The following is a 23,000-nucleotide window of genomic DNA, read 5'->3' as shown; positions in this document are numbered from 1 at the left end:
TGACGGGTCACCGTGCCGCGGGTGGTCCCGGCAGGGCTTTCCAGGCATGCGCACCGCCGGCTTGATGCGGCAAGGAGAGGGGCCGGGGTTACGTCGACGAGCGACCGAGCAGGGGGCCGATCGAGTTGTCGACCAAACCCAGCGCCGACGCTATGGCCATGTGCATGTCCAGGTACTTGTAGGTGCCGAGGCGGCCCCCGAAGAACACGTTCGGTTCCTGCCCCGCGAGGCGACGGTACGTCCTGAGCTTGTCCCGGTCCTGGCTGGTGTTGATCGGGTAGTACGGTTCGTCGTTCGCGCCCGCCGTCCGGGAGTATTCGCGGACGATCACGGTGCGGTCATCGGGGTACTGCCGTTCGGGATGGAAATGACGGAATTCGTGGATGCGGGTCCACGGGACGTCTTCGTCGGCGTAATTCATCACGGGCGTGCCCTGAAAATCCGCGATCGACAGGACTTCCTGCTCGAAGTCCAGGGTGCGCCAGGACAAGGCGCCGGCCGAGTATCCGAAGTAGCGGTCCAGCGGCCCCGTGTACACGACGGGCACGTCGGGCGGGAGGTGCGGACGGACGTGGAAAAAATCGGTGTTCAGTTGCAGGTCGATCAAGGGCGACCGGAGAAAGCCGCCAAGGAAGGTGCCGTAGCCCTCCGTCGGCAGGCCCTCGTAGGTGTCGGTGAAGTAGCGGTTGTCGAAGGTGTAGCGCACGGGCAGCCGCGTGATGATGTCGGGGCTCAGTTCCCGCGGGTCGGTCTGCCATTGCTTGGCCGTGTAGCCGCGCACCAGGGCCTCGTACAGCGGTCGGCCGATCAACGAGACGGCCTTCTCTTCCAGGTTGCCGGCCGCCGAGGCCGGTACTTCCTGCGCCTGGTGGCGGATCAACTCCCTGGCCTGGTCCGGCGAGAGGTGGCGGCCGAAATAGGCGCAGATCGTGCCCAGGTTGATGGGCATCGGATACACATTGCCCTTGAAGACCGTAAACACGCGGTGCTGGTAGCCGGTGAACGAAGTGAACCGGTTGACGTAGTTCCAGACCCGTTCATTCGACGTGTGGAACAGGTGCGCCCCGTACCGGTGGACTTCGATCCCGGTCTCCGGTTCCTCCTCGGACCAGGCGTTGCCGCCCGGGTGGGAACGGCGTTCAAGTATCAGCACGCGGGCCCCGTACTCACGTGCGGCGGTTTCGGCAACGGTCAGTCCGAAGAGGCCTGCGCCGACGACAATGAGGTCGGGACCGTGGTCTCCGGCCGCTACCATTTCAGCGCCTCGGCGGTCAGGCACGGGGCCGGGGTGCCGCAGGTTGCGCATTCTCCCTGTTCGTCGCCGGCCGGCGGATGAAGCATGAGGCCGGCGGAAATCCTCGCCAGCAACGGTGCCCGAAGGTACGGCGTGGCCGAACTAACGGCTGCCTCGGCGAGCGCCGGAACGGCAGGGCCGGTCAGGCGTCTCCTGCCCAACGCGGCGTCCTGCAGGCCGGCTATTGCCGCGCCGACTCCGCGTTCGTGGGCGCGTTCCAAATCCTCCACGTCGGAGCGTTGGCGCTCGGCCCCCGAGCTCATGCCGTTTCTTCTTCCGCCAGTTCTCCTGCCGCGGCTCCTTGAGAAATCAAACGGTGCATTTGTCCGGCAATCGCATCCCAGCCGAGGAGTCTCTGCAAGGGCCGCATTCGCCGGTCCCGTTCGGCCGGGGAATCACCGGGCGCGGTCTGGATGGCATCGGCGAAGCCTGCGGCGTCCTCCTGGATGTGGACGAGCCCCCGGTACCCGGCGACCACATCCGGAACGGGCGTCGACACCACGGGAAGGCCGGCGGCCAGATACTCGAGGGTCTTCGTCGGGCTGATCGACCGTGTCGCCTCGTTCATGGCGAAGGGCATCAAGGCAACGTCGAATTCGGCCATGACGGCGGGCAACTCGGCGTATTCCGCCATTCCGGTGTACTCGATGTTTGGAGCCTGCGGCAGCGTGGCCGGATCGATCTTGGCGACCGGTCCCACGATCCGAAACAACCAGTCGGGAAGCATCGCGGCGAGCTCCTCCAGCAGGCCAAGATCGAGCCGCTCGTCGATGACGCCCACGTAGCCCGCCACCTTCCGGAGGCCGGGGGCCCGCTCCTCGCGGAGCAGCCGGGAGGTTTCATAGTGCGCGGCGTCCACACCGCTGGGAAAGAGATGGCAGGAATCGCCCACGTAGCGGCTGACGCTGCGGTGCAAGGAGGCGCCTCCCGCAAAGACCACATCGGATTCCGCCAGCGCCTGGCGTTGCCGGGTCTGCATGGCTTTGGGGGCATGGCGAAACGACGCCAAATCATCCATGACGTCATAGCAGAGGGCCCCGGGCTCGAGCGCGCGCGCTATCTCCAGCGCCATCGGCGTATAGATCAAGACGTCGGGCGAGGCCGGCCGTGCGTGGGTCGCCAGCAAGTGGCGGAACAATGCGCCGTATTCTTCCGCGCCGGGTGCGTCGAATCCCGGGGCGGCCAATTGCCCGTCAACCGAGGGAATTTCAAGCCATACCCTGGTGATGCCGTCCACGTCCTGGTGCCGCAGGACCGGTTGTTCGACCTTGGCCGGCAGTGGTTCCTCCAGAAACCATGTGCGGGCACCGGTCCGGGTGCGGGCGGCGGCAAACCGGGAGACAAGATGTTGCGGGCGCTGCCAGACCCAGGTCCACCTCAGGTGGGACAGCACGACCAAGTCAGGGTCTTCCAAGGGGTTCATCCTGTGTTCCTCTTCGTCGGCGTTGCGGGCGGGCGGGACGATCTCCTCTTCGGGAGGATCGCGCCAGGGCCAGTGGCTCATCTGGGGCAGCAGCCCCCGGAGCTGGCTGTCGCACGGCGGTTGAAATCGGTACGCGGGCAGGTCGCAGCTGGGGGTTCCGGATGCCGCAGCCATCCAGGCGTCCGTGAAGCAGGTGGTGGCCGTCCGGCTTCCCCACGCGGCGGCGCCCACGACGCCGACCGGGTCCGGGCGGCGGGCGGCGCGGGCGAGCATGGAGTCCCAGTCGCAGGAGTCCACGAAGGGAAACCAGCAGTACCCCTCGAGCCGGATCCCGCGGGAGAGAGCCAGTTCGTACTGTTCAAGGGTGTATCGCAACCAGGACGCCCGGTCGGAGGCCGTTCCCCGGATGTTGGTCTCGCTCAGGAGCATCGGCAGCCCGTAGCGGGAGCCGTAGTGCTCGGCCACGGCCGCAAAACCCAGCGGGTGGGGCGATGGCGCGTGGGCGCGGGACTCCTCATACCACCATTCGGAGTGGCAATAATAGTCGAGGCCGAGAACGTCCACCCGAACGGGGTCCAGGTGAAGCAAGTCCTCGCCGCCGTGCTTGACGATCTCCCTCAGGAAGGGGCGGCCCTCGGTCAGATCGTGTCCGAGCACCAGATCCAGCAGCACGTGGCGCCGGTCGTTGGCGAGAGCCGCGTACTCCGCCGGGCCACCCGCAGTTCCGTCATGGTGTTCGCAGGTATCCACCCAGACGTGGCGGGCTTCGGGCAGCAGCTCCGACCAGCACCTGGCCGCCTCCGCGATGGCCGGCAGGACGGTGCGAACGAGGCGCACAAAACCGTCGATTCCCCTGTCGTAGGGCGGCCACAAGGCCTCATGGCCGCAGAGGAAAAGGGTGGCGAAGGGCTCATTGAACAGCGTGTAGGACGTCAGCCAGGGATAGCGCCGGGCCACGGCCTCTGCATACCGCAGGAAAGCGGGCGCAAACCTCCGGTCCCTGAAACCGTCGTCGAGCCACTGCGGGTAGCTCGTGTGGTGCACCAGGTCGACGATTGGCTCCATGCCGCGGACCCGCAGGTACTGGAGCTGCCGGTCGGTCTCGGACCAATCGAACTCGCCTGGCTCTGTTTCCACGCGGTGCCAGCGAATCGGAAACCGCACGCTGCCTACGCCTGCTGCGCGCATGTGGTCCAGGTGGCGGCCCCAGTGGGCGTAGCTTCCGGTCAGCTCCGCCACGTCCCGGCGGTGTACCGGCAGGTACGTACTCTCAAATGCGCCGACAAAGGGAACAGCGGCAACGCGGCCAGGCACGGAAGGGAGGCTCTCGCCCAGATCCGACACATCATTCTCCCGGTCCGGAGGATCTTAGTGCCAGCTGCTCGACACGAGTAGGTACATAAAACTCGAATTTCCCGGCAAGAGGAACCCCTTGCAGCCGGTTCAACGTTTCATCGAATGGGATTGGCCGGCCGGGCAGGCCGATACCCTCGGGGTAGAGAGAGGGGAAGTACCCGCGCCGCTAGGGGCGTCTCGGCGGGCCGGCACCCTCCGGCTTGAGAGGGGAGGTACCCGCGCCGCTACGGGGCCTGGCCGCCGGAGCGGTCCTTCACGTGCCGGCCAAGCGCGGCCAGTATGCGTTCCAGGCTGACCGCCACGGATCCTGCCGCCGTGGCGGGGGACTCCGCGGACACCGAGCCCGCGACGACTCCGGTGAGGCGGTGCTGTGCATCGCGCGCGGCGGCCAGCTTGTCCGGCAGGTCCTCGGCGGTCATGCTCCTGATGGCCTCGGCCGTGGCGTCCAGGGCGTTGGCCATCGGTGCCAGCACGGGGTCGGGAAGATGCAGTGTTTCGTCCCAAATCACGGCGGCGAGCACCTCGGTCATGTCCTGGGTATGGAAGGCGGCACGCTCCAGCGTGCGTAGATTCCGCCAATCGGTGTCCAGGTCCCGGTCGTGGAACTTGCGCCGCGGATTGGCCTTGCGGCTGCGGTCGGCGGCCTGCACGGCCTGCCGCACCTGGTTGCCCAAGCGGGTGATGCTCTCGCCGTTCGTCGCCCAATCCTTGTGTTCCGGCGGCCAGTTCTCCCGGAGCGCCTCGGCCATGTCCTCCAGCTGCCGGGCGAGGTCGGACTGCAGCTGCTGCAGGCTGCGTCCCACCGCGTTGAAATTCAACGGCGGGAACAGCAGGAAGTTCACAGCGATGCCGACGGCCACCCCCACCGCCATCTGCACCGCATAGCCGAGCGAGTAGTCGCCGGCATTGGACCCGCCCACCAGCAGGACGAACAGCGCGGCCATGGGAACCCATTCCCGGCCCGCCCCGAGCCGCGGCAGCCCCGCAACCAGCACGCCCAGGAACACCAGCAGGCCCACGGTGACGAAATGCGGGCCGACCGTCAGGAGCAGGAGCATGGCCAGGCCGATGCCCAGCAGCAGCCCGGCCAGCGTCTCCGCGGAGGTCTTGACGGAGTCGGCGACGGTGGAATACATGCTGATCAGCGCGCCCAGCGGCGCGTAATAGGGGTACTGGTCCACCTCGCCGGGCAGCCGCAGGGCGATGAACCAGGCGATGGCGCACGCCAACGCGGTCTTGAACGCCAGCTGGACCCGGCGCCACCCGCCCATCTGCTGGCCATACTTGCGCAGCGGGGCGGGGAGCCGGTCGGTGAGCCGGTCCAGGCGGCCCGGCCCGGCGGGCATGGTTTCCGGTTCTGGCATGTTCAGCACCTCCACGGTTCCGGGTTAGCCGGATCAGCGTCCGGCCGGAACCAGTTCTGCCTCGAGTGTATTGCGCTGGTATGCCCGACGCTCGCGCCGGCCTTCGACCAGCCGGTACAGCACCGGCACCAGCACCAGCGTCAGCGCGGTGGAGGACACCAGGCCGCCGATCACCACCACTGCCAGCGGCTGCGAGATGAAACCGCCCTCACCGGTCAGTCCCAGCGCCATCGGCGTGAGCGCAAAGACCGTGGCGAGCGCCGTCATCAAGATGGGCCGCAGCCGGCGCCGTGCGCCGTGCGTGATCGCGTCCGCCACGTTCATGCCGGGCCGGCCGTCGTGGGGGCGCCGGTACTGGTTGATGAGGTCGATCAGCACGATCGCATTCGTCACCACGATGCCCACCAGCATCAGCATGCCGATCAGCGACGGCAGCCCCAGCGGGATCCGCGTGATGACCAGCAGCCCGATGGCCCCCGTGGCCGCAAACGGAATGGAGACGAGCAGGATCAGCGGCTGCACCAGGGACTTGAACGCGGCCACCATGATCACGTAGACAATGGCGACGGCGGCCAGCAGCGCCCAGCCCAGCTGTTCAAAGGACTCGGCCTGCTGGGTGGCCGCGCCGCCCAATTCCGCCGTGACCCCGGCCGGCAGGTCGGTGCCGTCCAGTGCGGCCGCCACCTCGCTGCTGAGGGCACCCAGGTTCTCTCCCTCCGGGGTCACGGAGACGACGGCCGTGCGTTCGCCGCCGCTGGCGCTGATCGACGTCGGCACGTCGGTTTCCTCGACCGTGGCCAGGTCCGTCAGCGGCACCGGCCCGGCCGCCGTGGGCACTTCGACGCCGCGCAGTTCCTCGACGCTGGAGAAGTCGCTGCCTTCCCCGATCAGCACCGGGAAGTCGGTGGTGCCGATCCGCACGGTGCCGCCGGGCAGCGGGCTGATTGAAGACGCCAGCAGGCCCGCGACCTGCTCCTCGTCCAGCCCGGCGGCCACAGCCTTGGCCCGGTCCACGGACACCTGGACCACCGGCTCGGCCGCCGAGAGGTTGCTGGACACCTCTGCGGCCCCCGGCACCTCCCGCAGCAGCTCCACCAGCCGGTCGGAGGCATCCCTCAGCTCCTCCGGGCCGTTCGCGGAGATCTCCACGTCCACGGTGCTGGAGGTGCCGAAGCCCCCGCCCTGAGTGCCCAGCGTGAACGTCGCCTCGCCGGGCAGCTTTTCGACGGCGGAGCGGACCCGGTCGCGCAGCGCCGCCTGGTCAATGCCTTCCTCGGTGATGACGGTGTACTGAGCCACCGAGGCACCCGCGGAGAGGAACGTCCCCAGGCCGCCGCCGGCGTTGCCCATGGTGACCTGGACCGCCTCGATCCCGTCCATCCCGGCCAGCAGCTCCTCGACCGGGGCGGCCGCCTCGTCGGTGGTGTCCAGGCTGGTCCCGGCCGGCATCTGCTGGCGCAGGCTGAAGCTGTTCTGTCCGCTGTCGCCGAGCAGGTTGGTCTGCAGCAGCGGCACCATGGCGGCGGTGCCGGCCAGCACCAGCAGGGCGGCCACGGTGGTGATCACCGGGTGCCGCTGGGTGCCGGCGAGCACCGGCAGGTAGCCGCGCTGCAGCAGCGAACGGCGTTCCTTCTCGGAGGCCGCCGCACGCACTGCGGACGTGTCGGGGTGTCGCTCCGCCGCGGGGGACTTGACGAACCAGTAGGCCAGCACCGGCACGATGGTCAGCGACACCGCCAGGGACGCGAGCAGGGCCAGCGCGGTAGTGATGGCGAACGGCCGGAACAGTTCGCCGGCCAGATTCCCGACGAACGCGATCGGCAGGAACACCGCAACGGTCGTCAGGGTGGACGCGGTGATGGCCCCGGCGACCTCGCGGACCGCCGCCAGGATGGCGTCGCCCTTGGGTTCGCCGTAGTTCAGGTGCCGTTTGATGTTCTCGACCACCACGATCGAGTCGTCCACAACGCGCCCGATGGCGATGGTCAGCGCGCCGAGGGTGAGGATGTTCAGCGAGTAGCCCAGCGCATTGAGGCCGATGAACGTGGCCAGCAGCGACAGCGGGATGGAGATCGCCGTGATCAGCGTGGAGCGTACGGAGAGCAGGAAGACCAGGATGATCAGCACCGCGAAGCCCAGCCCCAGCAGGCCCTCGGTGGTCAGGTCTTTGATGGACGTCTCGATGAACGGGGCCTGGTCGAACACCGTGGTGATCTGCGCGCCGTCGCCCAGTTCGGCCTCCAGTTCGGGCAGCAACTCGCCGATGGCGTGGGAGATGGCCACCGTGTCGCCCTCCGGCGTTTTGGTCACGGCCAGGGCAAGCGTCAGTTCGCCGTTGGTCCGGGTGATCGAGGTCTGCTCGTCGTCGGCGATGTCGACGTCGGCCACCTCGCCGATGGTGGCAGGGTCGGCCGGCGCAGGGTCCGGCGCCTGGCCGGGCTGGTCCGGTGCGGGCACGGTGTCGGGCACGGGTACCTGGCCCTGCTCTGTCCCGCTGCCCGGCGGGGCGGGCTGGCCTTGGCCGGGGAACTGCCCGGGTGCCCGCCCCGCCTCCGGTGCGGAGCGCGCCGAGGGCTGCTCCGCCGTCGTCGTTTCAGCGGGGGAGAGCGGCAGGTTTTCGATGGCCGCCAAGCTGTCCAGCGGGCTGCCGATCTGCACGGAGAGGCTCTGGCCGTCCTGTTGCACGGCGCCGGCGGGGACCAGGCCGCCGCTGTTGGCCAGGCTGTCCACAATGGCGGAAACGCCGACGCCGGCCTCCGCCATGGCATCGTCGTCAGGCACGATGGCGATGTGCCGGCCGGGGCCGCCGGAGACCTCGGCCCCGCGCACTCCAGGGATGTTCTGCAGCCGGGGCACCGTGAGGCGGTTCAGCTCGGTGCTCAGCTCGCTCAGGGTCAGGTCGGAGGACACCGCCATGAAGACGATGGGGAAGTCATCGATGCTGCCGGCCAGCGACAGCGGCGAGACGTCGTCGGGCAGTTGCTGGCGGACGTTGGAGATGGCACGGTCCACCTGGCTGCGCGCCCGGTCCAAATTGGTGCCGTAGACGAACGTCAGGTTGACGGTGGAGAACCCGTTACGCGACACCGCCGAGGAGGACTCGAGGCCCTCGACGGCGGTGAGCGCGCGTTCGAGCGGTTCGCTGACCTGCTTGTCCACTACCTCCGGCGACGCGCCGGGCATGGAACTGACAACGGTGATCCGCGGGAACTCGAGCGAGGGGATGAGTTCCTGCTTCAGCGAACCCATGGTGATCACGCCGAAGACGGCCACGAAGACCGTAATCAGCGCGATCAACGCACGATTCGCCAGGGACAGCGTTGCCAGCTTGTGCATGGCTTGAAGCTTAGTTCAGCGGTCGTACGGGGCGGACGGGGATCATGCCAGCTCGAGTACCCGGTCGGTGTCGGCGGTGATTTCGGCCAACAGCGAGGGGTTCTCGTTCAGGTTCACGCCGTAGCCGGGGAGCATGTCCTTCAGCTTGGGTTCCCAGCTCTTGAACTCCAGCGGGAAGCAGCGTTCCAGCAGGCTGATCATGATCGGCGCTGCGGTGGACGCGCCGGGGGAGGCACCGAGCAGGGCAGAGATGCTGCCGTCGGCGGACGCGATGACCTCGGTGCCGAACTGCAGGGCGCCGCCCCGCTTCGGGTCCTTCTTGATCACCTGGACACGCTGGCCGGCGGTGATCAGCTCCCACTGGTCGCCGGCGACCTCCGGGTGGAAGGCGCGCAGGGCCTCGTTCTTGCCTTCGCGGGTCTTGAGCACCTCGGTGACCAGGTACTTGACCAGGCCGAAGTTGTCCTTGGCCACGGCCAGCATGGGCACCAGGTTGCCCGGGCGCACGGACGTGGGCAGGTCCAGCAGCGAGCCGGTCTTGAGGAACTTCGGCGAGAAGCCGCCGTACGGGCCGAAGAGCAGGGAGCGCTTGCCGTTGACGAAGCGGGTGTCCAGGTGGGGCACCGACATGGGCGGGGCGCCCACGGAGGCCTGGCCGTAGACCTTGGCGTTGTGGGCGTTGATGACGGTCTCGTCCGTGCAGCGGAGGAACTGTCCGGACACCGGGAAACCGCCGTAGCCCTTGGACTCGGGGATGCCCGAGCGCTGCAGCAGGTGCAGGGCGCCGCCGCCGGCTCCGATGAACACGAAGCGGGCGTTGACCTTGGTTTTTTCGCCGGTGGCGTTGTTCCTGATCTCCAGGGTCCAGCGGCCGTCGGTGTTGCGGGAGACGTCCAGCACCCGGTGGCCGTAGTTCAGTTCCACGCCATGGGCGGTCAGGTAGCCCGCGAGCTTCCGGGTCAGGGAGCCGAAGTCCACGTCAGTGCCGCCGGCGACGCGGGATGCGGCCACGCGCTGCTGCGGATCGCGGCCCCGCATGATCAGCGGCGCCCACTCGTTGATTACGGCGTGGTCTTCGGAGAACTCGATCTGCTCGAACAGCGGTTCCTGCTTCAGCGCTTCGTGGCGGCGCTTGAGGTAGTCAGCATGGTCATCGCCCCAGACAAAGCTCATGTGCGGCAGCGGGTTGACGAATTCCCGGGGCGACGAGATGTGGCCCTCGCGGATCATGTGCGACCAGAACTGGCGCGAGACGTTGAACTTCTCGTTGATGCCCACGGCCTTGGCGGTGGGAACGGAACCGTCCGCCGAGGCGGGCGTGTAGTTCAGCTCGCAGAGCGCGGCGTGTCCGGTGCCGGCATTGTTCCACGGGTCCGAGGCTTCCAGACCGACCTCGTCCAGGTTCTCGAACAGGCTAATGCTCCAGTCCGGCTGCAACTGCTTGATGAAGGAGCCGAGGGTGGTGCTCATGATGCCGCCGCCAATCAGCGCGACGTCGACGTTCTGGGATGATCCCGAGGGAATGTTTGCAGTCAACTTCAATCTCCAATAGCAGCTGTGCCAGCAATTAGAAGCCTAGCGCCCTGCGCCAGCGAGACTAAAATCTGCCGTCTTCGATGTGACCCAGTAGACAGACGCGGCGGGATCTCCAACGTTACAATTTTCCGCCCGAGGCGGCCCGTCACCTACGCACCGGGCGCCGCAGCCGGCGTCAATCCTGCCCCAGCTCGATCTTGTTGTAGACCTCGTCGAGCATCGGGCTGGCCGGGTAGCTCACGACCCGGGGCCCCATGGCCAGGGCGGAGATGGGGAACGCGAGCGGCACCGCGGGGACCGCCCGCGCCAGCTGCTCGTTGATGCTGTGGTAGGCCTGCACGCGGTCTTCGCCCTCGGGGAGGGTCTTGGCACGGGCTATCTTGCTGCGGATCTGCGCGCTGTCGTAGCCGAACTCCATCGACTTGCTGCCGAAGAGCGGGCCCACGAAGTTGTCCGGGTCGCGGTAGCTGCCGCTCATGCCGGACAGGTGGAGGGCATGGCCGGTGGAGCCCTGGATCGTGTCGAGGTAGCCCTCGTCCCAGGGAATGGGCATCGGCTTGATATTGATTCCGACGGCGGTGAGCTGGCGGCTCAGCTCCGCGTACACCTTTTCGGGGGTCGGCAGGTAGGCCCGCGTGACGCCCAGCGGATAGTAGAAGGTGAGTTCGGCGCCATCGTACCGGGCGTCGGCCAGCAGTTCGCGCGAACGCTCCGGATTGTATGCGTAGTAGGGGATGGTCTCATTCGTCACGCCCAAGCTGCGCGGGATGAACTGCATGGCCTCCTTGGTGCCCTGCAGGAAGAAGCTGTCGATCAGCGCCTGCCGGTCGATCGCGTGGGCGATGGCCTGGCGCATGGTGATGTCGTCCAGCCCGTCGGCCGCCTGGTTCATGCCGAGGTAGACCACGGAGAACGGGTCACGCTGCAACACCTGCATGCCGGCCCGCGCCAGATCCGCGTACGTGGCCGGGGTGACCAGATCGTAGCCGTCGATGTCCCCGGCTTCCAAGGCGCGCAACCGCGTCATCGGATGCGGGAGCGCCTTGAACACCACGGTGCGCACGTCGCCGGCGGCACCCCAGTAGCCCGGGTAGGCGGAGAGCACCACGCGGTCCCGTTCCCAGTTGGCGAACGTGAACGGGCCGGTCCCCACCGGGGCCAGGCCGTAGCGGGATACCTTGTGGCCGCCGCGGTCCTCCGTCAGCCGGTCGGCCGCCCCGGCCTTCAGCGCCGCCGGAGAGGAGATGGCAAAGGCCGGCATGGCCAGCGATGCGACCAGGCCGGTGAACCGGCGGGTCAGGTTCAGCTGCACTTCCAGCGGGCCCAGCACCTCGCAGCTGTGGTAGAGCGATTCGTCCTCGTCCTCGGCGAACGCGCCGAAGACCGACCGGAAGGCCAGCCCGCCTTCCACCGGCCGGGCGTCGCCGGGGAGCCGGTACCAGCGTTCGAAATTGGCGCGGACCGCTTCGGCATCGAACGCCGTTCCGTCATGGAAGGTGACACCCGGGCGCAGCCGGAAGCGGTAGGAACGGCCGTCGTCCGCTTCGCTCCATTCGGAGGCCAGCCGCGGCGCCGGAACGCCCGTCGCCGGGTCCACCCCGACGAGTGTTTCGAGGATCTGCCGGGTCACCCGGTAGGACTCGGTATCCAGTGCCAGCGCCGGATCAAGGGTCACCGGGGCGGCGGCAATGCCCATGGTGAAGGTGGTGTCCGCGGGCGAGGCCGTCGGCGGCTCGCTGGCCGGGGCGGTTGACGGGGCGGGCCTGCCCGGTTCGGGGGTGCAGCCGGTGAGCAACACAGCCGCTGCCGCTGCGCCTGCCTTCAGCACGGTGCGGCGCGCGGTGGGTGGTGTCACGCTTCAGGCTCCTCGGGGCAGGCGGGGATGATCCTCAAGTCTAATCGACTCCCGTCCTCGACCCCGCGCGGCGAATTCCCGATGAGAGATAGGCCACATCCGCGCGTCTTTGGGGCAGGATGGGACCATGACCGAACATGCCGACGACGCGGCCCTGCTCGAGGTACGGGACCTGGCCGTTGCTTTCCGCACCACCTACGGGCAAGTCTCTGCGGTGGAGGGCGCCTCGCTGCGCCTGGAACCGGGCAAGACCCTGGCGATCGTGGGTGAATCCGGATCCGGGAAGTCCACCACGGCGATGGCCGTGATCGGGCTGCTGCCGGATAACGGACGGGTGACCGCCGGGAGCATCCGCTTCGACGGCCAGGAGCTCGTGGGGATGCCGGAGCATCGGATGCGCACGATCCGGGGCCGCCAGATTGGCCTGGTCCCGCAGGACCCGATGTCCAACCTGAATCCGGTCACCAGGATCGGCTCGCAGGTGGCGGAGACCCTGCTGGTTCACGGCATGGCGACCAGGCGGGACGTGGACCGGAAGGTTGTGGAGGTCCTGGAGGCTGCCGGACTGCCCAACGCCAGGGAACGCGCCAAGCAGTACCCGCATGAGTTTTCCGGCGGGATGCGCCAGCGCGCCCTGATCGCCATCGGCCTGGCCTGCCAGCCGCGGCTGCTGATCGCCGACGAGCCGACGTCGGCGCTGGATGTGACGGTGCAGCGCACCATCCTGGACCAGATCGAGTCGATGACCCATGAATTGGGGACGGCGGTGCTGCTCATTACCCACGACCTGGGGCTGGCGGCCGAACGGGCGTCGGAACTGGTGGTGATGCACCGCGGCAAGGTGGTGGAGACCGGGCCGGCACGGCAGCTGCTGGAGGATCCGCAGCACCCCTACACCCGGGCGCTGGTGAAGGCGGCGCCCAGCGTCGCCGCCGTGCGCCTGATGCCGGGGGCGTTCACCGGCAACGCGGCGGTGCGGGCCGAACGGGCGGAGCAGGTCTTCCAGGAACACGTCACCGAGGCTCCCGCGGCCGCCGAGGCGCAGAAGACGGACAACATCGTGGAACTGCGCGACCTGACCAAGGTGTACAAGATCCGCGGCCAGGCCGAGGACTTTTACGCGGCGAAGAACGTGACGCTCGACATCCCGCGCGGACACACGGTCGCTATCGTCGGGGAATCGGGCTCCGGCAAGACCACTACCGCCCGGATGCTGCTGAAGCTGATCGAACCGACCAGCGGCACCATGACCTTCGACGCAATGGATGTGGCCAACCTGACCAAGGCGCAGCTGCGGGACTTCCGCCAGCGGGTGCAGCCGGTGTTCCAGGATCCGTATTCGTCCCTGAACCCGATGTTCACCATCGAGCGGATTGTCGAGGAGCCGCTGTCCACCTACAACCGCGGCAGCGCGAGGGAACGCTCGGTCCGCGTGCGCGAGCTGATGGACGAGGTGGCGCTGCCGCAGAACATGCTGCGGCGCTACCCGTCCGAACTCTCCGGCGGCCAGCGCCAACGCGTGGCGATTGCCCGCGCCCTGGCCCTGAAGCCCGAGCTGATCATCTGCGACGAGCCCGTCTCCGCGCTGGATGTGCTGGTGCAGGCGCAGATCCTGAAGCTGCTGGGCGACCTGCAGGCGGAGCTGGGCCTGAGCTACCTCTTCATCTCCCATGACCTGGCCGTGGTGCGGCTGATCTCGGACTACGTCTGCGTGATGAAGGACGGCGAACTGGTGGAGGCGGCCAGCTCGGAGGAAGTGTTCACCAACCCGCGGCACCCCTACACGCGGCGCCTGCTGGCGTCCATACCGGGCAACGAACTGGACATCCAGGCGGAGGATCCGGAGATTGCGTCCTGAGGATACCGGGCCCGGGGCCGTCCCGGAGCCCGACGACCACCGGCCGGAAGGCTTCGGCTTCCGGACCGGGGTGCGCAGCGCCGCGGTGGCCATCGGCTTCGCGGTCTTCGTGCTGGTGATCGGCACGGTGCTGCTGGCGGTCGGGGCCGTCATCTTCATCGGCGAGGGCAGGTGGGGCGCCCTCTGGTGGCTGGCGGCGCTGGAAGTGCTGTTCATCGCCGGCTTCGCCGCCATGATGCACATGGCCCGCCAGCGACGGCGCCAGGACGGCGGAGCCCCGCCGGCCACCCTGGCCGGCTGATCGGCAGCTGCCGCTACTTGGCCCGCGTCTTGGGATCCAGCGCTTCCCGCAGGGACTCGCCCAGCAGCGTGAAGCCCAACGCGGTGACGGCGATGCACAGGCCGGGCAGGAACGCCAGCTGCGGCGCGATGCCCAGTTCTGCCTGGGCGTAGGTGAGCATGCGGCCCCACTCGGCGGTCTGCGGGCGCCCGCCGCCCAGGCCGAGGAAGGAAAGCGCCGCGGCGTCGATGACGGCGGTGGCCAGCGTCAGCGTGGCCTGCACGATGACCGGACCCACACTGTTGGGCAGCTGGTGGCTCATGATGATGGTGCCCCGGCTCAGGCCCAGCGTCTGCGCCGCCAGCATGTAGTCCGCACTGCGTTGCGAGATCATCGACGACCGCAGCAGCCGCGCGAAGATCGGCAGCTGGGCCACGCCGATGGCGATCATCACCGCGTACGCCCCCTGCCCCAGGATGGCCGCGATGGATACCGCCAGCAGCAGGTTCGGCACGGAGAGCAGGATGTCGACGCCGCGCATGATCACGCTGTCGATCCAGCCGCCGAAGCCGCCGGCGAGGATGCCCAGCAGCATGCCCCCGGCCAGCCCCATCGCGGTTGAGACGACGCCGATCAACAGCGAGGCCTGCGCGCCCCAGATGAGTTTGCTGAACAGGTCCCCGCCGAAACGGTCCAGCCCCAGCGGAAATCCTTCCACCTCGCCGAAGCCGGGAATGTGCGTGGGTGTGATGTACGTGCGGCCGGGCAGATCCTGGCCGCCATAGGGTGCCAGCACCGGCGCCAGCACGGCGGTCAGCACGAACAGGCCCACGATGACGGCGCCGGTGATGGCCTGCGGATTCCGACGGAGCCGCCGGAACGCGTCCTTCCACAGGCTGGTGCCGCCGGGCCCGGTGCCGGCGGGAGCGCCGGGTGCACCCGGTGGCTCCGGGGTGGTGCGGATGTCGCCGCCTGACTGCGGCGGAAGCGTTGTGCTCATTTAAACACGCACCCTCGGGTCGATGATGCTGTAGGAAACGTCCACGACCAGGTTGATCAGCGAATACAGCACGGCGATGAAGATGATGAACCCCTGCAGGACGGGGTAGTCCAGGTTGAAAATGGCGTCGCGCAGGAACCGCCCGATGCCGTTGAAGGCGAAGACCGTCTCGGTCAGCACGGCCCCCGAAATCAGCAGCCCCAGCTGCAGGCCGATGGTGGTGGTGACCGGCAGCATCGCGTTGCGCAGGATGAACCGGTTGCGGATGGTCTTCTGCAGCAGGCCCTTGGCGCGGGCGGTGCGCACGTAGTCAGCATTCTGCACCTCGAGGACAGACGCCCGGGTGATGCGCACGATGATGGCCAGCGGGATGGTGCCCAGCGCGATCCCGGGCAGCGCCAGGTGCAGCAGCGCATCCCAGGCGGCATCCCATTCGCGGGTGAGCAAACCGTCGAGCACATAGAAGTCGGTGACGTGCGTGGCGTTGATCCTGGGGTTCTGCCGGCCGTCGGTAGGGAACCACGGCAGCTGGATGGCGAACAACCACTTGAGGATGAAGGCCAGGAAGAAGACCGGGACGGTGATCCCCACCAGCGACAGCACGACGGAGGAGTGGTCGGGCCACTTGCCGTAGTACCTCGCGGCCTGGTAGCCCAGCGGAATGCCGATGCCGACGGCGATGATGAGGGCGACGATCGTCAGCTCCACCGTCGCCGGAAAACGGGTGGCGAACTCCGTCAGCACGGGCCGGCCGGTGAGGATCGAGGTGCCGAAATCGCCCTGGAGCAGCTTGCCCATGTAGACGAAGTACTGCTCGATCAGGGGCCGGTCGAAGCCGTAGAGTTCGTTGATCCGTGCCACCGCCTCGGGTGTGGCACGGTCGCCGAGCAGCGCCGTGGCGGGCCCGCCGGGCAGGCTGCGGACCCACAGGAACAGCAGCAGGGAAAGCCCGAAGAGCGTCGGGATGAGCAGCGCGATGCGCTTGATAATGACTCTGAGCACAGCGTCCTTCCGGATCCCGGTCCCGGCGTTGCGCCGGATGCGGTGGAAATTGCCTCTTCGGCGGCAGGCCCGGCGCCGCCCGCCCGTAGTTCGGGCCGGGGGCCTGCCTGCCGGGATCCGCGGTATGCGGACCCCGGCAGGACGGGGTTACTCGCTGAGCTCGATGGCGTTGAACACCTCGTCGTTCACCGGGCTGGCCGGGTAGGAGGTAACCCGCGGGGCGAACGCGAGCGACGGCGCCGGGTGTGCCAGCGGGATCGCCGGGAGGTACTGCGCGATGTCCTCGTTGATCTCCTCGTACAGCGGCGTCGCCTCTTCGATGCTGCTGGTCTCACGTGCCTTGGACAGCTTGCCGAAGAGCTCCTTGTTGTTGAAGCCGAACTCCGGCTTCTCCTGGCCGAAGAAAACCCCGACAAAGTTGTCGGTGTCGTTGTAGTCGCCGGTCCAGCCGAGCAAGTGGATGTCGTGGTCGGCGCTGGCCTGGATGCGGTCCAGGTAGTCCGGCGACCACTTGTCCGGCTGGGCCTCGATGGTGATGCCGACCTCCTCGAGCTGGGCGCTCAGGTTGGTGAACACCTGTTCCGGCGTCGGCATGTACGGCCGGGACACCCCGGTCGGGTAGTTGAACATCAGCTCCAGGCCGTCGCCGTAGCCGGCCTCTTTGAGCAGCGCCCGCGCCTTCTCCGGGTCGTACTCGTAGGTGGTGACGTCGTCGTTGTAACCGTTGACCGTGTCCGGAACGAATTGCGTGGCGACCTTGGTGCCCTCGGGCAGCGTCTGGCGGACCAGCGCGTCCTTGTCGATCGCGTGGGCGATCGCCTGCCGGACCTTGAGGTCCTTCAGCGCCTCCTGCTCCTGGTTCATGCCCAGGTACAGAATGGTGAACGGATCGCGTGCAATGACGTTGAATCCGGCGTCGGCCAGCGACTGCGTGTCGGCCGGCGCCACCAGGTCGTAGCCGTCGATGTCCCCGGCCTCCAGCGCCTGCCGGCGGGCATTGGGGTCTTCGATAATGCGGAAGATGATCTCCTGGACCTGGCCCTGTTCGCCCCAGTAGCCGTCGAAGGCGGACAGCTGCAGGGACTCGCCGACCGACCAGCTGTCGAACTTGAACGGGCCGGTCCCCACCGGGTGGCCCATGGCATATTCGCTCAGCTCCGGCGCCTCCTCCGAACCCCCGACGTCGTCGGCTTTGAACTTCTCCAGGGCGGTGGGGCTCTGCATCGCGAAAGCCGGCAGCGACAACGCCGGAATGAAACCGGCGAAGGGCTGGGCCAGGTTCACCGTCACCTCGGTGTCACTGACCGCCTCGCAGGAGTCGTAGACTGCGGTCTCGGGGGAGTCCGAGTAGCCGCGGAACAGCGAGCCGTAGTAGTAACTCACCGACTGGGACTGCTGGATCCCCTCGAAGTTGTACCAGCGGTCGAAGTTGAAGCAGACGGCATCGGCATTGAAGTCGGTGTCGTCGTGGAACTTCACGCCCTCCTTGAGCTGGAAGGTGTAGGAGAGCCCGTCGTCGGACATCTCCCAGGATTCAGCCAGCAAGGGTTCAGGGTCCGGCGTTCCTTCTTTGACGCCGACCAAGCCCTCGAAGATCTGGCGGCTGACGCGGAAGGACTCGCCGTCGCTGGCGAAGGCCGGATCCAGCGACTTGGGATCCGACGACGCGGCGAACACGAAGGTCGGATTGACTCCCTCCGTCTCGCCCTGTGCTCCGCCGCCGCGCTCGCTCTCGGCACAGCCGGACAGGACGAGTGCGCCGGCGGCCAGGCCGGCAATGACCGCTCCGGCGCGCCGGCCGCTTCGCTGGCCTCCGGAAAAGATGTCAGTAAATGACATGGACTGCTCCTCGGGGACGTGAGGTGTGACGCCGACTTTGTGTACGGCAGCCGGCGGAGGCGCGGTGGCGCGTCCGCTTGATGAGAGCTTAGTCACATGTCTGATTGAAAGCATCGGTTTCAGGTTCGGCGGTTGGGCCAAAACCATCACAATTTGGTGACGAGTCCCGTGCCTGATGGCGCGACGACGGCGGTGGAGGCCTCCGGGCCCCTGGGCCCGGAGCGGGCCGTGGAACGCCAGGAGCCCCGCAACGTACGTGGCGGGGCTCCTGGTGATGGTGCGCAAGGCGGGACTTGAACCCGCACGTCCGAGGACACTGGAACCTAAATCCAGCGCGTCTACCAATTCCGCCACTCGCGCATTCGTTCCGGGCATGCCGGAACAGGAATCAGTCTACCGGCACGGCGGCACTCGTCTGGCGGGGACTTGTGCCTCGTGCAGACACCTAATTGTCCAGGCCGAGGTCGCGGCGCAGCTTGGCCACGTGGCCGGTGGCCCGGACGTTGTACTGGGCCAGCGCCACCTTGCCCTCGGGATCCACCACGACCGTGGAACGGATCAGGCCCTCGTAGACCTTGCCGTAGTTCTTCTTTTCGCCCCAGGCCGCGTACGCCTCGGCTACGGCATGGTCTTCGTCTGAGAGCAACGGAAAGTTCAGTTCTTCCGTCTCCGCGAACTTCACCAGCTTCGGCAGCGGATCGGGGGACAGTCCCAGCACCGCGTATCCGGCGCCCTTCAACGAGTCGAGGCTGTCGCGGAAGTCGCAGGCCTGCTTGGTGCAGCCCGGTGTCGAAGCTGCGGGATAGAAGTAAACCACAACGTTTTGGCCACGATAATCGGCCAGCGAGACGGTGTTGCCCGCCGAGTCCTGCAGCGTGAAATCCGGCGCGGTGTCGCCGGTCGACAGTCGTTCGGCCATGGGGCAGCTCCTTAGGGATCCGGGGTTTCACACCAGCATAGCCAAGACAGTCCTCCGGCCGTTCCGACTACGTACGTATACTTGAGTGCATGCCGGATTTGAAGAATTGGCCGATGCCACGGTTGCTCTCCACCGCCGCCCGGCTCGTCGAGCACGAATGGAACGACAAACTGGCCGGCCTCGGCCTGACCCACGCCGGCGTCATTGCCCTTGAGGTGCTGGCCGCCGAAGGGGAAATGACGCAGGCGCAGCTGGCGACCCGCGTCCGGGTGCAGGCACAGACCATGGGCAAGACCCTGGGCAGGCTGGAGGTCCACGGGCACATCATCCGTGCCCGCAGCGATGTGGACCGCCGGCGGCAGATCGTGCAGATAACCGACGAGGGCAAGCGGGCCCTCAAGCATGCCGCCGAACTGGAGCGGCTGCTCAGCAGCGGCAGCGGCGACCAGATGGATGAGCTCAAGGAGCGGCTGACGGTGATCATCCGCAGGCTGGGCAACAGCCGCTTCGGTATCGGCGCGGTGGAAACCATCGACATCGCCGAGATCGACGGCTACGAGGACGGCGACTGACCCGCCGGCGTCCCGGTCGGCCGGAACCCGGCATCCTAAAGGCGTAGCCGGCGCTGCACTAGGCGCTCCCTTGCTGCCAACCGGACGCGGCAGCGTAGGGCCATGGAAAACGCTGCCCCCTTCGGCAGAGGAGAGTCGCAGCGGGTTTAGGGAATGGTGCGGGGTGCAGTAAGAGCGGTCTTGAGGATATGAATGTCTTGTTCAGTCGTTCCTCCCGAGATCCCGACACCGACTCTTTCGCCTCGTTGGAGCTGTACAGGTGCCCCACCGCCGAAGGCGATGAGTTTGCTGCCCGAGTTCACGGCCAGGCCGTAAAGGGGCTGCCCTGGTTGTACTTGCGACGTGAGTTCTTCTGTTTCCACGTTGAACGAGGCGGCTGTGTAGGCCTTGCGGAAGGCCATGTCCAAAGAGTGGAGGGGTGCGCCGTCCATGCGATGGAGAAGCACCGGGTTGCCGTGGATGTCAACGACACTGACGACGATGCGGATTGCCAGTTGTTCGGCTGCTTCTTCGGCGATGGCGGCGATCTTGATGACTTCCTGCAGCATCATGGGGGCCTTCCTGGATTTGCTGATCCTTAGTCGTCCTCATGGGGAGGTTCCGGGTGTGGGGGAGGCGGAGCTGATGAGTTGCTGGTGCTTCAGTTCCTGCCACACCTCGACGGGGATCCGCTGACTCAGCCATTGGTAGTTCTGCTCTTGTTGCATGATGGTGCGGGCGCCGAGGCAGACGTTGGTGACGGCAGGGTGGGCGGCGCCAAATTGCAATGCCACCGCGCCCAGAGGCACTCCGTGGCGGTCGGCTACCTCTTGGTAAGGACGGATCTCGCTGAGGGTTTCACGCGTTGCCGGAGCGTAGTCCATGCGGGCTCCGGGTTTAGGGCCGGTGGCTAAGATGCCCGATCCAAAGATTCTGCCGTTGATGACGGCGATCCCGCGTCGCAGGCAGAGTGGGAGAAGCTCGTCCTGCGCCTCGGTGTTCAGTAGGTTGTAAGTACCGGCGATCAGAATGCAGTCAATGTCGGCTGCTTCTGCCGCTGCCATGCAGACATCGACCTCGTTGACGCCTATGCCCACGGCCCGCACTACCTTTTGGTCCCGCAGGGATAACAAGGCTTTGAACGCGCCGTTTAGGGCTTCCTGAAATCGGCGGGGTTGGTCGGCGCCGTGAGTCCAACGGTCCGTGTCGTGAACCAGGAGCACGTCGAAGTAATCCGTCCCCATCCGCTGCATGCTGTCTTCGACCTGGCGCATCACACCGTCGTAGGAGTAGTCGTATTCGATGCGGAACGGCGGGGTGTTGCACCAGGGGGCGGTACTGAAGGTCCCCGGGCTTGCGGGTTTTAGGGTTCGCCCGACTTTTGTGGCCAAGACGAACGTTTCTCTGTCCTCATCGGCGAGGACATCGGCCAGCCGGTATTCGGCAAGGCCATGGCCGTACATGGGTGCAGTATCGAAGAACCGGACGCCCGCGTCCCAGGCATGACGTACCAGTGCCCGGGCATCCTCTGTAGGTATGGGGGTGCGCATGTTTCCAAGAGCCACTGAACCGAATCCGGCAAGTGTGCAAGACCAGTCGAGCCGCCCGAACCTGCGCCGTTGCGTGGGAGCGTACGGTGCCATGGGTGTCTTCCTCAAGGTGGATCAACGTGCTGGGTGCCCGGGGAGGTGGTGCCGCGTCGTTGGCCGTGGGGAACCTTCACCGGTTCCTTCGGCGGCCCATTTCATAACGGTCCCACCTCCCCTGTACCGCGGTTTAGCGGGCTGAGGCGTCTGCACTTACTGAGGCTTCCTGTCCCGCCGCCTGGGATGAGCGTTCGACGAGGGCCGCGAACTCGTCGCTGGACATCACGTCCGCGTACTGAGCCTGGATGTTGCGCAGGGATTCCCAGTACTGCCCGTATCCTTCGGGTGTTTCGTGGTCGAACTCGGGGTTGCGGCCGTGGGTGTTGAGGGGAATGGCCGTGCCGGTATCGGCCACGACGATCACTTTGTATCCCCTGTCGAAACCGTCGCGTGCCGTGGTCGGTACGCAGTTGGCGGTCGAGGAGCCCACGATCACGAGGTACTCGGCGCCGTCCTGCTGGAGGTACTCGTTGAAGGCCGTTCCGTAGAAGCTGCTGTTGCGGTGCTTTTGGAAGACCGGTTCGCCCTTTTGCGGTTCGAAACCTTTGCAGAGTGCGCCGTTCCACGTCCCGTGGTTGAAGGGCGAATCGGACTCTCTCCAGGACGGGTACTTCAGCCCCCAGATGCCGATGTCGTAGCCTTCGGGGTGCATGCCCCACATGGACCAGACGACCTTGATTCCCTTTTCGCGTGCGAGTTCGATCATTCTCTTGGCCGGCCCGAGGGATTCCTGCCCGGAGGGCGCTCCACCGACGCTCTGAATGTAGTCTGCCCCCTCCGGATCGAGGCAGAGATTTTGGATGTCGAGCGCATGGACCACGGTCTTGCTTAGATCTATGGTCTCGGGGATGAAGGTGTAGGAACGGTCGACGTATTTGTTGAGCTTGTCTTCGTAGGCGGTCATTGTCTTTCCTTTACTTACTGGATTCCTCGGTACGGTCCGATGATGCTGAAGCCGCCTCGGCGGCTTGGCTACCGGCAGGGTCTTCGCCACCGTCAGTCACGTCTTGTTCCGGGCCGTGCTTGAAGCCCGGGACCAGTTCCTCCCAGTCGTATTCCTGGATGAAGTACTCGGCCGTGCTGTAGGTGCCGTCCATGGTGTCGCGCAGGTTTTTGGGCCCGTCGAAACCGACCATTTTCCAACCCATCTGGTCCTTGTTTCCGCCGTAAACCGGGTCGGCATAGAAACCTTGGCGGACATGCAGGCACAGGGTGTCAAAGAAACTTTTGTCTTCATCGGTGTTTCCCTGAAGCCGCGAGTAGTACACCTCCATCGAGGTCAGCGAGACCGGCACCGGTTTGGGAGCGCCGCTGACCTGTTCCAGCACCTGGTCTTGGACTTCTTCGGTCGCGTCCTTGAAGGACTCCGCCCGCAACTCGCGCGACCGGCGGTCGAGTTCATGGACCCCTTCGCGGTAGAGCCGCTGCAGGTCGGCGATGCGTGCCCGGGCGGATCGTGCTTCCGGACCGGCCAGGGCCAGGAAGCCGGTCCCGTCAGCCGCCGCATAGAGGTAGTCGATGCCTGAGAGGTAGCGGTCGATGAAGACGATCACCCTCGCCTCGCGTGCCCCTGGATCATGGTCGGTGGGCATGACGCGTGCGCCGGCGGCTTCTATGGTTTCCCACTCGTGGTCGGTGAAGAACAGTTTTTCGTCCGAGTCGGGGTCGATGTGGATCGGGACGATTTCCCAGTCGGCTTTCGAAACCATCGTGTCTTCCTTTCTGCGATTCTCTAACGCGC

Annotated in this window: 18 protein-coding genes and 1 tRNA gene; 3 read left to right on the top strand and 16 right to left on the bottom strand. The window is 66.7% G+C overall.

Translation table 11 applies throughout. The annotated features are described in order from the left end of the window. Positions 1-88 precede the first annotated feature (88 nt). The 7 genes from glf to AC5RVV_RS03750 all read right to left on the bottom strand — a co-directional run bounded on the left by glf (position 89) and on the right by AC5RVV_RS03750 (position 12,164). Positions 89-1,255: a UDP-galactopyranose mutase gene (gene glf, locus AC5RVV_RS03780; RefSeq protein ID WP_494000066.1), complete on the bottom strand. Its 1,167-nt coding sequence runs from the start codon at positions 1,253-1,255 to the stop codon at positions 89-91. Continuing rightward, on the bottom strand, positions 1,249-1,557 hold the full coding sequence (locus AC5RVV_RS03775; RefSeq protein ID WP_494000065.1) for a hypothetical protein: 309 nt from the start codon (positions 1,555-1,557) through the stop codon (positions 1,249-1,251). The genes glf and AC5RVV_RS03775 overlap by 7 nt, the downstream gene beginning before the upstream one ends. Continuing rightward, positions 1,554-3,956 carry a family 1 glycosylhydrolase gene (locus AC5RVV_RS03770; protein ID WP_494000064.1) on the bottom strand — a complete coding sequence of 801 codons (2,403 nt, stop codon included), beginning with the start codon at positions 3,954-3,956 and terminating at the stop codon, positions 1,554-1,556. Before AC5RVV_RS03770 ends, AC5RVV_RS03775 begins: the two co-directional genes overlap by 4 nt. Before the next feature lie 341 nt (positions 3,957-4,297). After that, positions 4,298-5,437, bottom strand: coding sequence for an FUSC family protein (locus AC5RVV_RS03765; RefSeq protein WP_494000063.1), 1,140 nt, complete (start codon positions 5,435-5,437; stop codon positions 4,298-4,300). A gap of 33 nt (positions 5,438-5,470) precedes the next feature. Continuing rightward, positions 5,471-8,773, bottom strand: a complete 3,303-nt coding sequence (locus AC5RVV_RS03760; protein WP_494000062.1) for an efflux RND transporter permease subunit — start codon at positions 8,771-8,773, stop codon at positions 5,471-5,473. Positions 8,774-8,815: 42 nt separating this feature from the next. Further along, the gene (locus AC5RVV_RS03755) at positions 8,816-10,309 is read right to left on the bottom strand and encodes a malate:quinone oxidoreductase (protein WP_494000061.1); all 1,494 of its coding nucleotides are present in this window, start codon (positions 10,307-10,309) and stop codon (positions 8,816-8,818) included. Positions 10,310-10,484: 175 nt separating this feature from the next. After that, on the bottom strand, positions 10,485-12,164 hold the full coding sequence (locus AC5RVV_RS03750; RefSeq protein ID WP_494000060.1) for an ABC transporter substrate-binding protein: 1,680 nt from the start codon (positions 12,162-12,164) through the stop codon (positions 10,485-10,487). 127 nt (positions 12,165-12,291) lie between these two features. Here AC5RVV_RS03750 and AC5RVV_RS03745 point away from each other — a divergent pair, with 127 nt between their 5' ends. Next, positions 12,292-14,022, top strand: coding sequence for an ABC transporter ATP-binding protein (locus AC5RVV_RS03745; RefSeq protein ID WP_494000059.1), 1,731 nt, complete (start codon positions 12,292-12,294; stop codon positions 14,020-14,022). Then, on the top strand, positions 14,012-14,323 hold the full coding sequence (locus tag AC5RVV_RS03740) for a hypothetical protein (RefSeq protein WP_494000058.1): 312 nt from the start codon (positions 14,012-14,014) through the stop codon (positions 14,321-14,323). The genes AC5RVV_RS03745 and AC5RVV_RS03740 overlap by 11 nt, the downstream gene beginning before the upstream one ends. A gap of 13 nt (positions 14,324-14,336) precedes the next feature. Here AC5RVV_RS03740 and AC5RVV_RS03735 read toward each other — a convergent pair whose 3' ends face one another. The 5 genes from AC5RVV_RS03735 to bcp all read right to left on the bottom strand — a co-directional run bounded on the left by AC5RVV_RS03735 (position 14,337) and on the right by bcp (position 19,062). Next, complete coding sequence (locus AC5RVV_RS03735; RefSeq protein ID WP_494000057.1) at positions 14,337-15,302, bottom strand: ABC transporter permease; 966 nt, start codon at positions 15,300-15,302, stop codon at positions 14,337-14,339. Then, on the bottom strand, positions 15,303-16,304 hold the full coding sequence (locus tag AC5RVV_RS03730; protein ID WP_493979914.1) for an ABC transporter permease: 1,002 nt from the start codon (positions 16,302-16,304) through the stop codon (positions 15,303-15,305). Between the two features lie 147 nt (positions 16,305-16,451). Continuing rightward, positions 16,452-18,143 (bottom strand): ABC transporter substrate-binding protein, encoded by a 1,692-nt coding sequence (locus AC5RVV_RS03725; RefSeq protein WP_494000056.1) that lies wholly within the window; start codon positions 18,141-18,143, stop codon positions 16,452-16,454. Positions 18,144-18,418: 275 nt separating this feature from the next. After that, positions 18,419-18,503: transfer RNA gene (locus tag AC5RVV_RS03720), tRNA-Leu, on the bottom strand. A gap of 85 nt (positions 18,504-18,588) precedes the next feature. Next, positions 18,589-19,062, bottom strand: a complete 474-nt coding sequence (bcp, locus tag AC5RVV_RS03715) for a thioredoxin-dependent thiol peroxidase (RefSeq protein WP_494000055.1) — start codon at positions 19,060-19,062, stop codon at positions 18,589-18,591. A 113-nt stretch (positions 19,063-19,175) separates the two neighbouring features. On the opposite strand from bcp, the gene AC5RVV_RS03710 reads away from it, so the two are divergent. Further along, positions 19,176-19,634 carry a MarR family winged helix-turn-helix transcriptional regulator gene (locus tag AC5RVV_RS03710; RefSeq protein ID WP_494000054.1) on the top strand — a complete coding sequence of 153 codons (459 nt, stop codon included), beginning with the start codon at positions 19,176-19,178 and terminating at the stop codon, positions 19,632-19,634. A gap of 146 nt (positions 19,635-19,780) precedes the next feature. Here the strand turns inward: AC5RVV_RS03710 and AC5RVV_RS03705 are convergent, their stop codons facing one another. The 4 genes from AC5RVV_RS03705 to AC5RVV_RS03690 form a co-directional block, all read right to left on the bottom strand. Continuing rightward, positions 19,781-20,185 carry a GlcG/HbpS family heme-binding protein gene (locus AC5RVV_RS03705; protein ID WP_494000053.1) on the bottom strand — a complete coding sequence of 135 codons (405 nt, stop codon included), beginning with the start codon at positions 20,183-20,185 and terminating at the stop codon, positions 19,781-19,783. A gap of 36 nt (positions 20,186-20,221) precedes the next feature. After that, positions 20,222-21,256: an aldo/keto reductase gene (locus AC5RVV_RS03700; protein WP_494000052.1), complete on the bottom strand. Its 1,035-nt coding sequence runs from the start codon at positions 21,254-21,256 to the stop codon at positions 20,222-20,224. 133 nt (positions 21,257-21,389) lie between these two features. Continuing rightward, the gene (locus AC5RVV_RS03695) at positions 21,390-22,163 is read right to left on the bottom strand and encodes a cysteine hydrolase family protein (protein ID WP_494000051.1); all 774 of its coding nucleotides are present in this window, start codon (positions 22,161-22,163) and stop codon (positions 21,390-21,392) included. A gap of 10 nt (positions 22,164-22,173) precedes the next feature. Then, the gene (locus AC5RVV_RS03690) at positions 22,174-22,968 is read right to left on the bottom strand and encodes a gluconate 2-dehydrogenase subunit 3 family protein (protein WP_494000050.1); all 795 of its coding nucleotides are present in this window, start codon (positions 22,966-22,968) and stop codon (positions 22,174-22,176) included. Positions 22,969-23,000: the final 32 nt, after the last annotated feature.

It is taken from the genome of Arthrobacter sp. MDT2-34-1 (assembly GCF_059091365.1).
The sequence above is the reverse complement of the archived record's forward strand: the minus strand, read 5'-3'. Positions and strand labels throughout refer to the sequence as shown.

Excerpts from the sequence above, each read along its gene's own strand:
- glf (WP_494000066.1), bottom strand. The coding sequence starts at position 1,255 with ATGGTAGCGGCCGGAGACCACGGTCCCGACCTCATTGTCGTCGGCGCA.
- AC5RVV_RS03775 (WP_494000065.1), bottom strand. The coding sequence starts at position 1,557 with ATGAGCTCGGGGGCCGAGCGCCAACGCTCCGACGTGGAGGATTTGGAA.
- AC5RVV_RS03765 (WP_494000063.1), bottom strand. The coding sequence starts at position 5,437 with ATGCCAGAACCGGAAACCATGCCCGCCGGGCCGGGCCGCCTGGACCGG.
- AC5RVV_RS03760 (WP_494000062.1), bottom strand. The coding sequence starts at position 8,773 with ATGCACAAGCTGGCAACGCTGTCCCTGGCGAATCGTGCGTTGATCGCG.
- AC5RVV_RS03745 (WP_494000059.1), top strand. The coding sequence starts at position 12,292 with ATGACCGAACATGCCGACGACGCGGCCCTGCTCGAGGTACGGGACCTG.
- AC5RVV_RS03735 (WP_494000057.1), bottom strand. The coding sequence starts at position 15,302 with ATGAGCACAACGCTTCCGCCGCAGTCAGGCGGCGACATCCGCACCACC.
- AC5RVV_RS03725 (WP_494000056.1), bottom strand. The coding sequence starts at position 18,143 with ATGTCATTTACTGACATCTTTTCCGGAGGCCAGCGAAGCGGCCGGCGC.
- bcp (WP_494000055.1), bottom strand. The coding sequence starts at position 19,062 with ATGGCCGAACGACTGTCGACCGGCGACACCGCGCCGGATTTCACGCTG.
- AC5RVV_RS03710 (WP_494000054.1), top strand. The coding sequence starts at position 19,176 with ATGCCACGGTTGCTCTCCACCGCCGCCCGGCTCGTCGAGCACGAATGG.
- AC5RVV_RS03705 (WP_494000053.1), bottom strand. The coding sequence starts at position 20,185 with ATGATGCTGCAGGAAGTCATCAAGATCGCCGCCATCGCCGAAGAAGCA.
- AC5RVV_RS03700 (WP_494000052.1), bottom strand. The coding sequence starts at position 21,256 with ATGGCACCGTACGCTCCCACGCAACGGCGCAGGTTCGGGCGGCTCGAC.
- AC5RVV_RS03695 (WP_494000051.1), bottom strand. The coding sequence starts at position 22,163 with ATGACCGCCTACGAAGACAAGCTCAACAAATACGTCGACCGTTCCTAC.
- AC5RVV_RS03690 (WP_494000050.1), bottom strand. The coding sequence starts at position 22,968 with ATGGTTTCGAAAGCCGACTGGGAAATCGTCCCGATCCACATCGACCCC.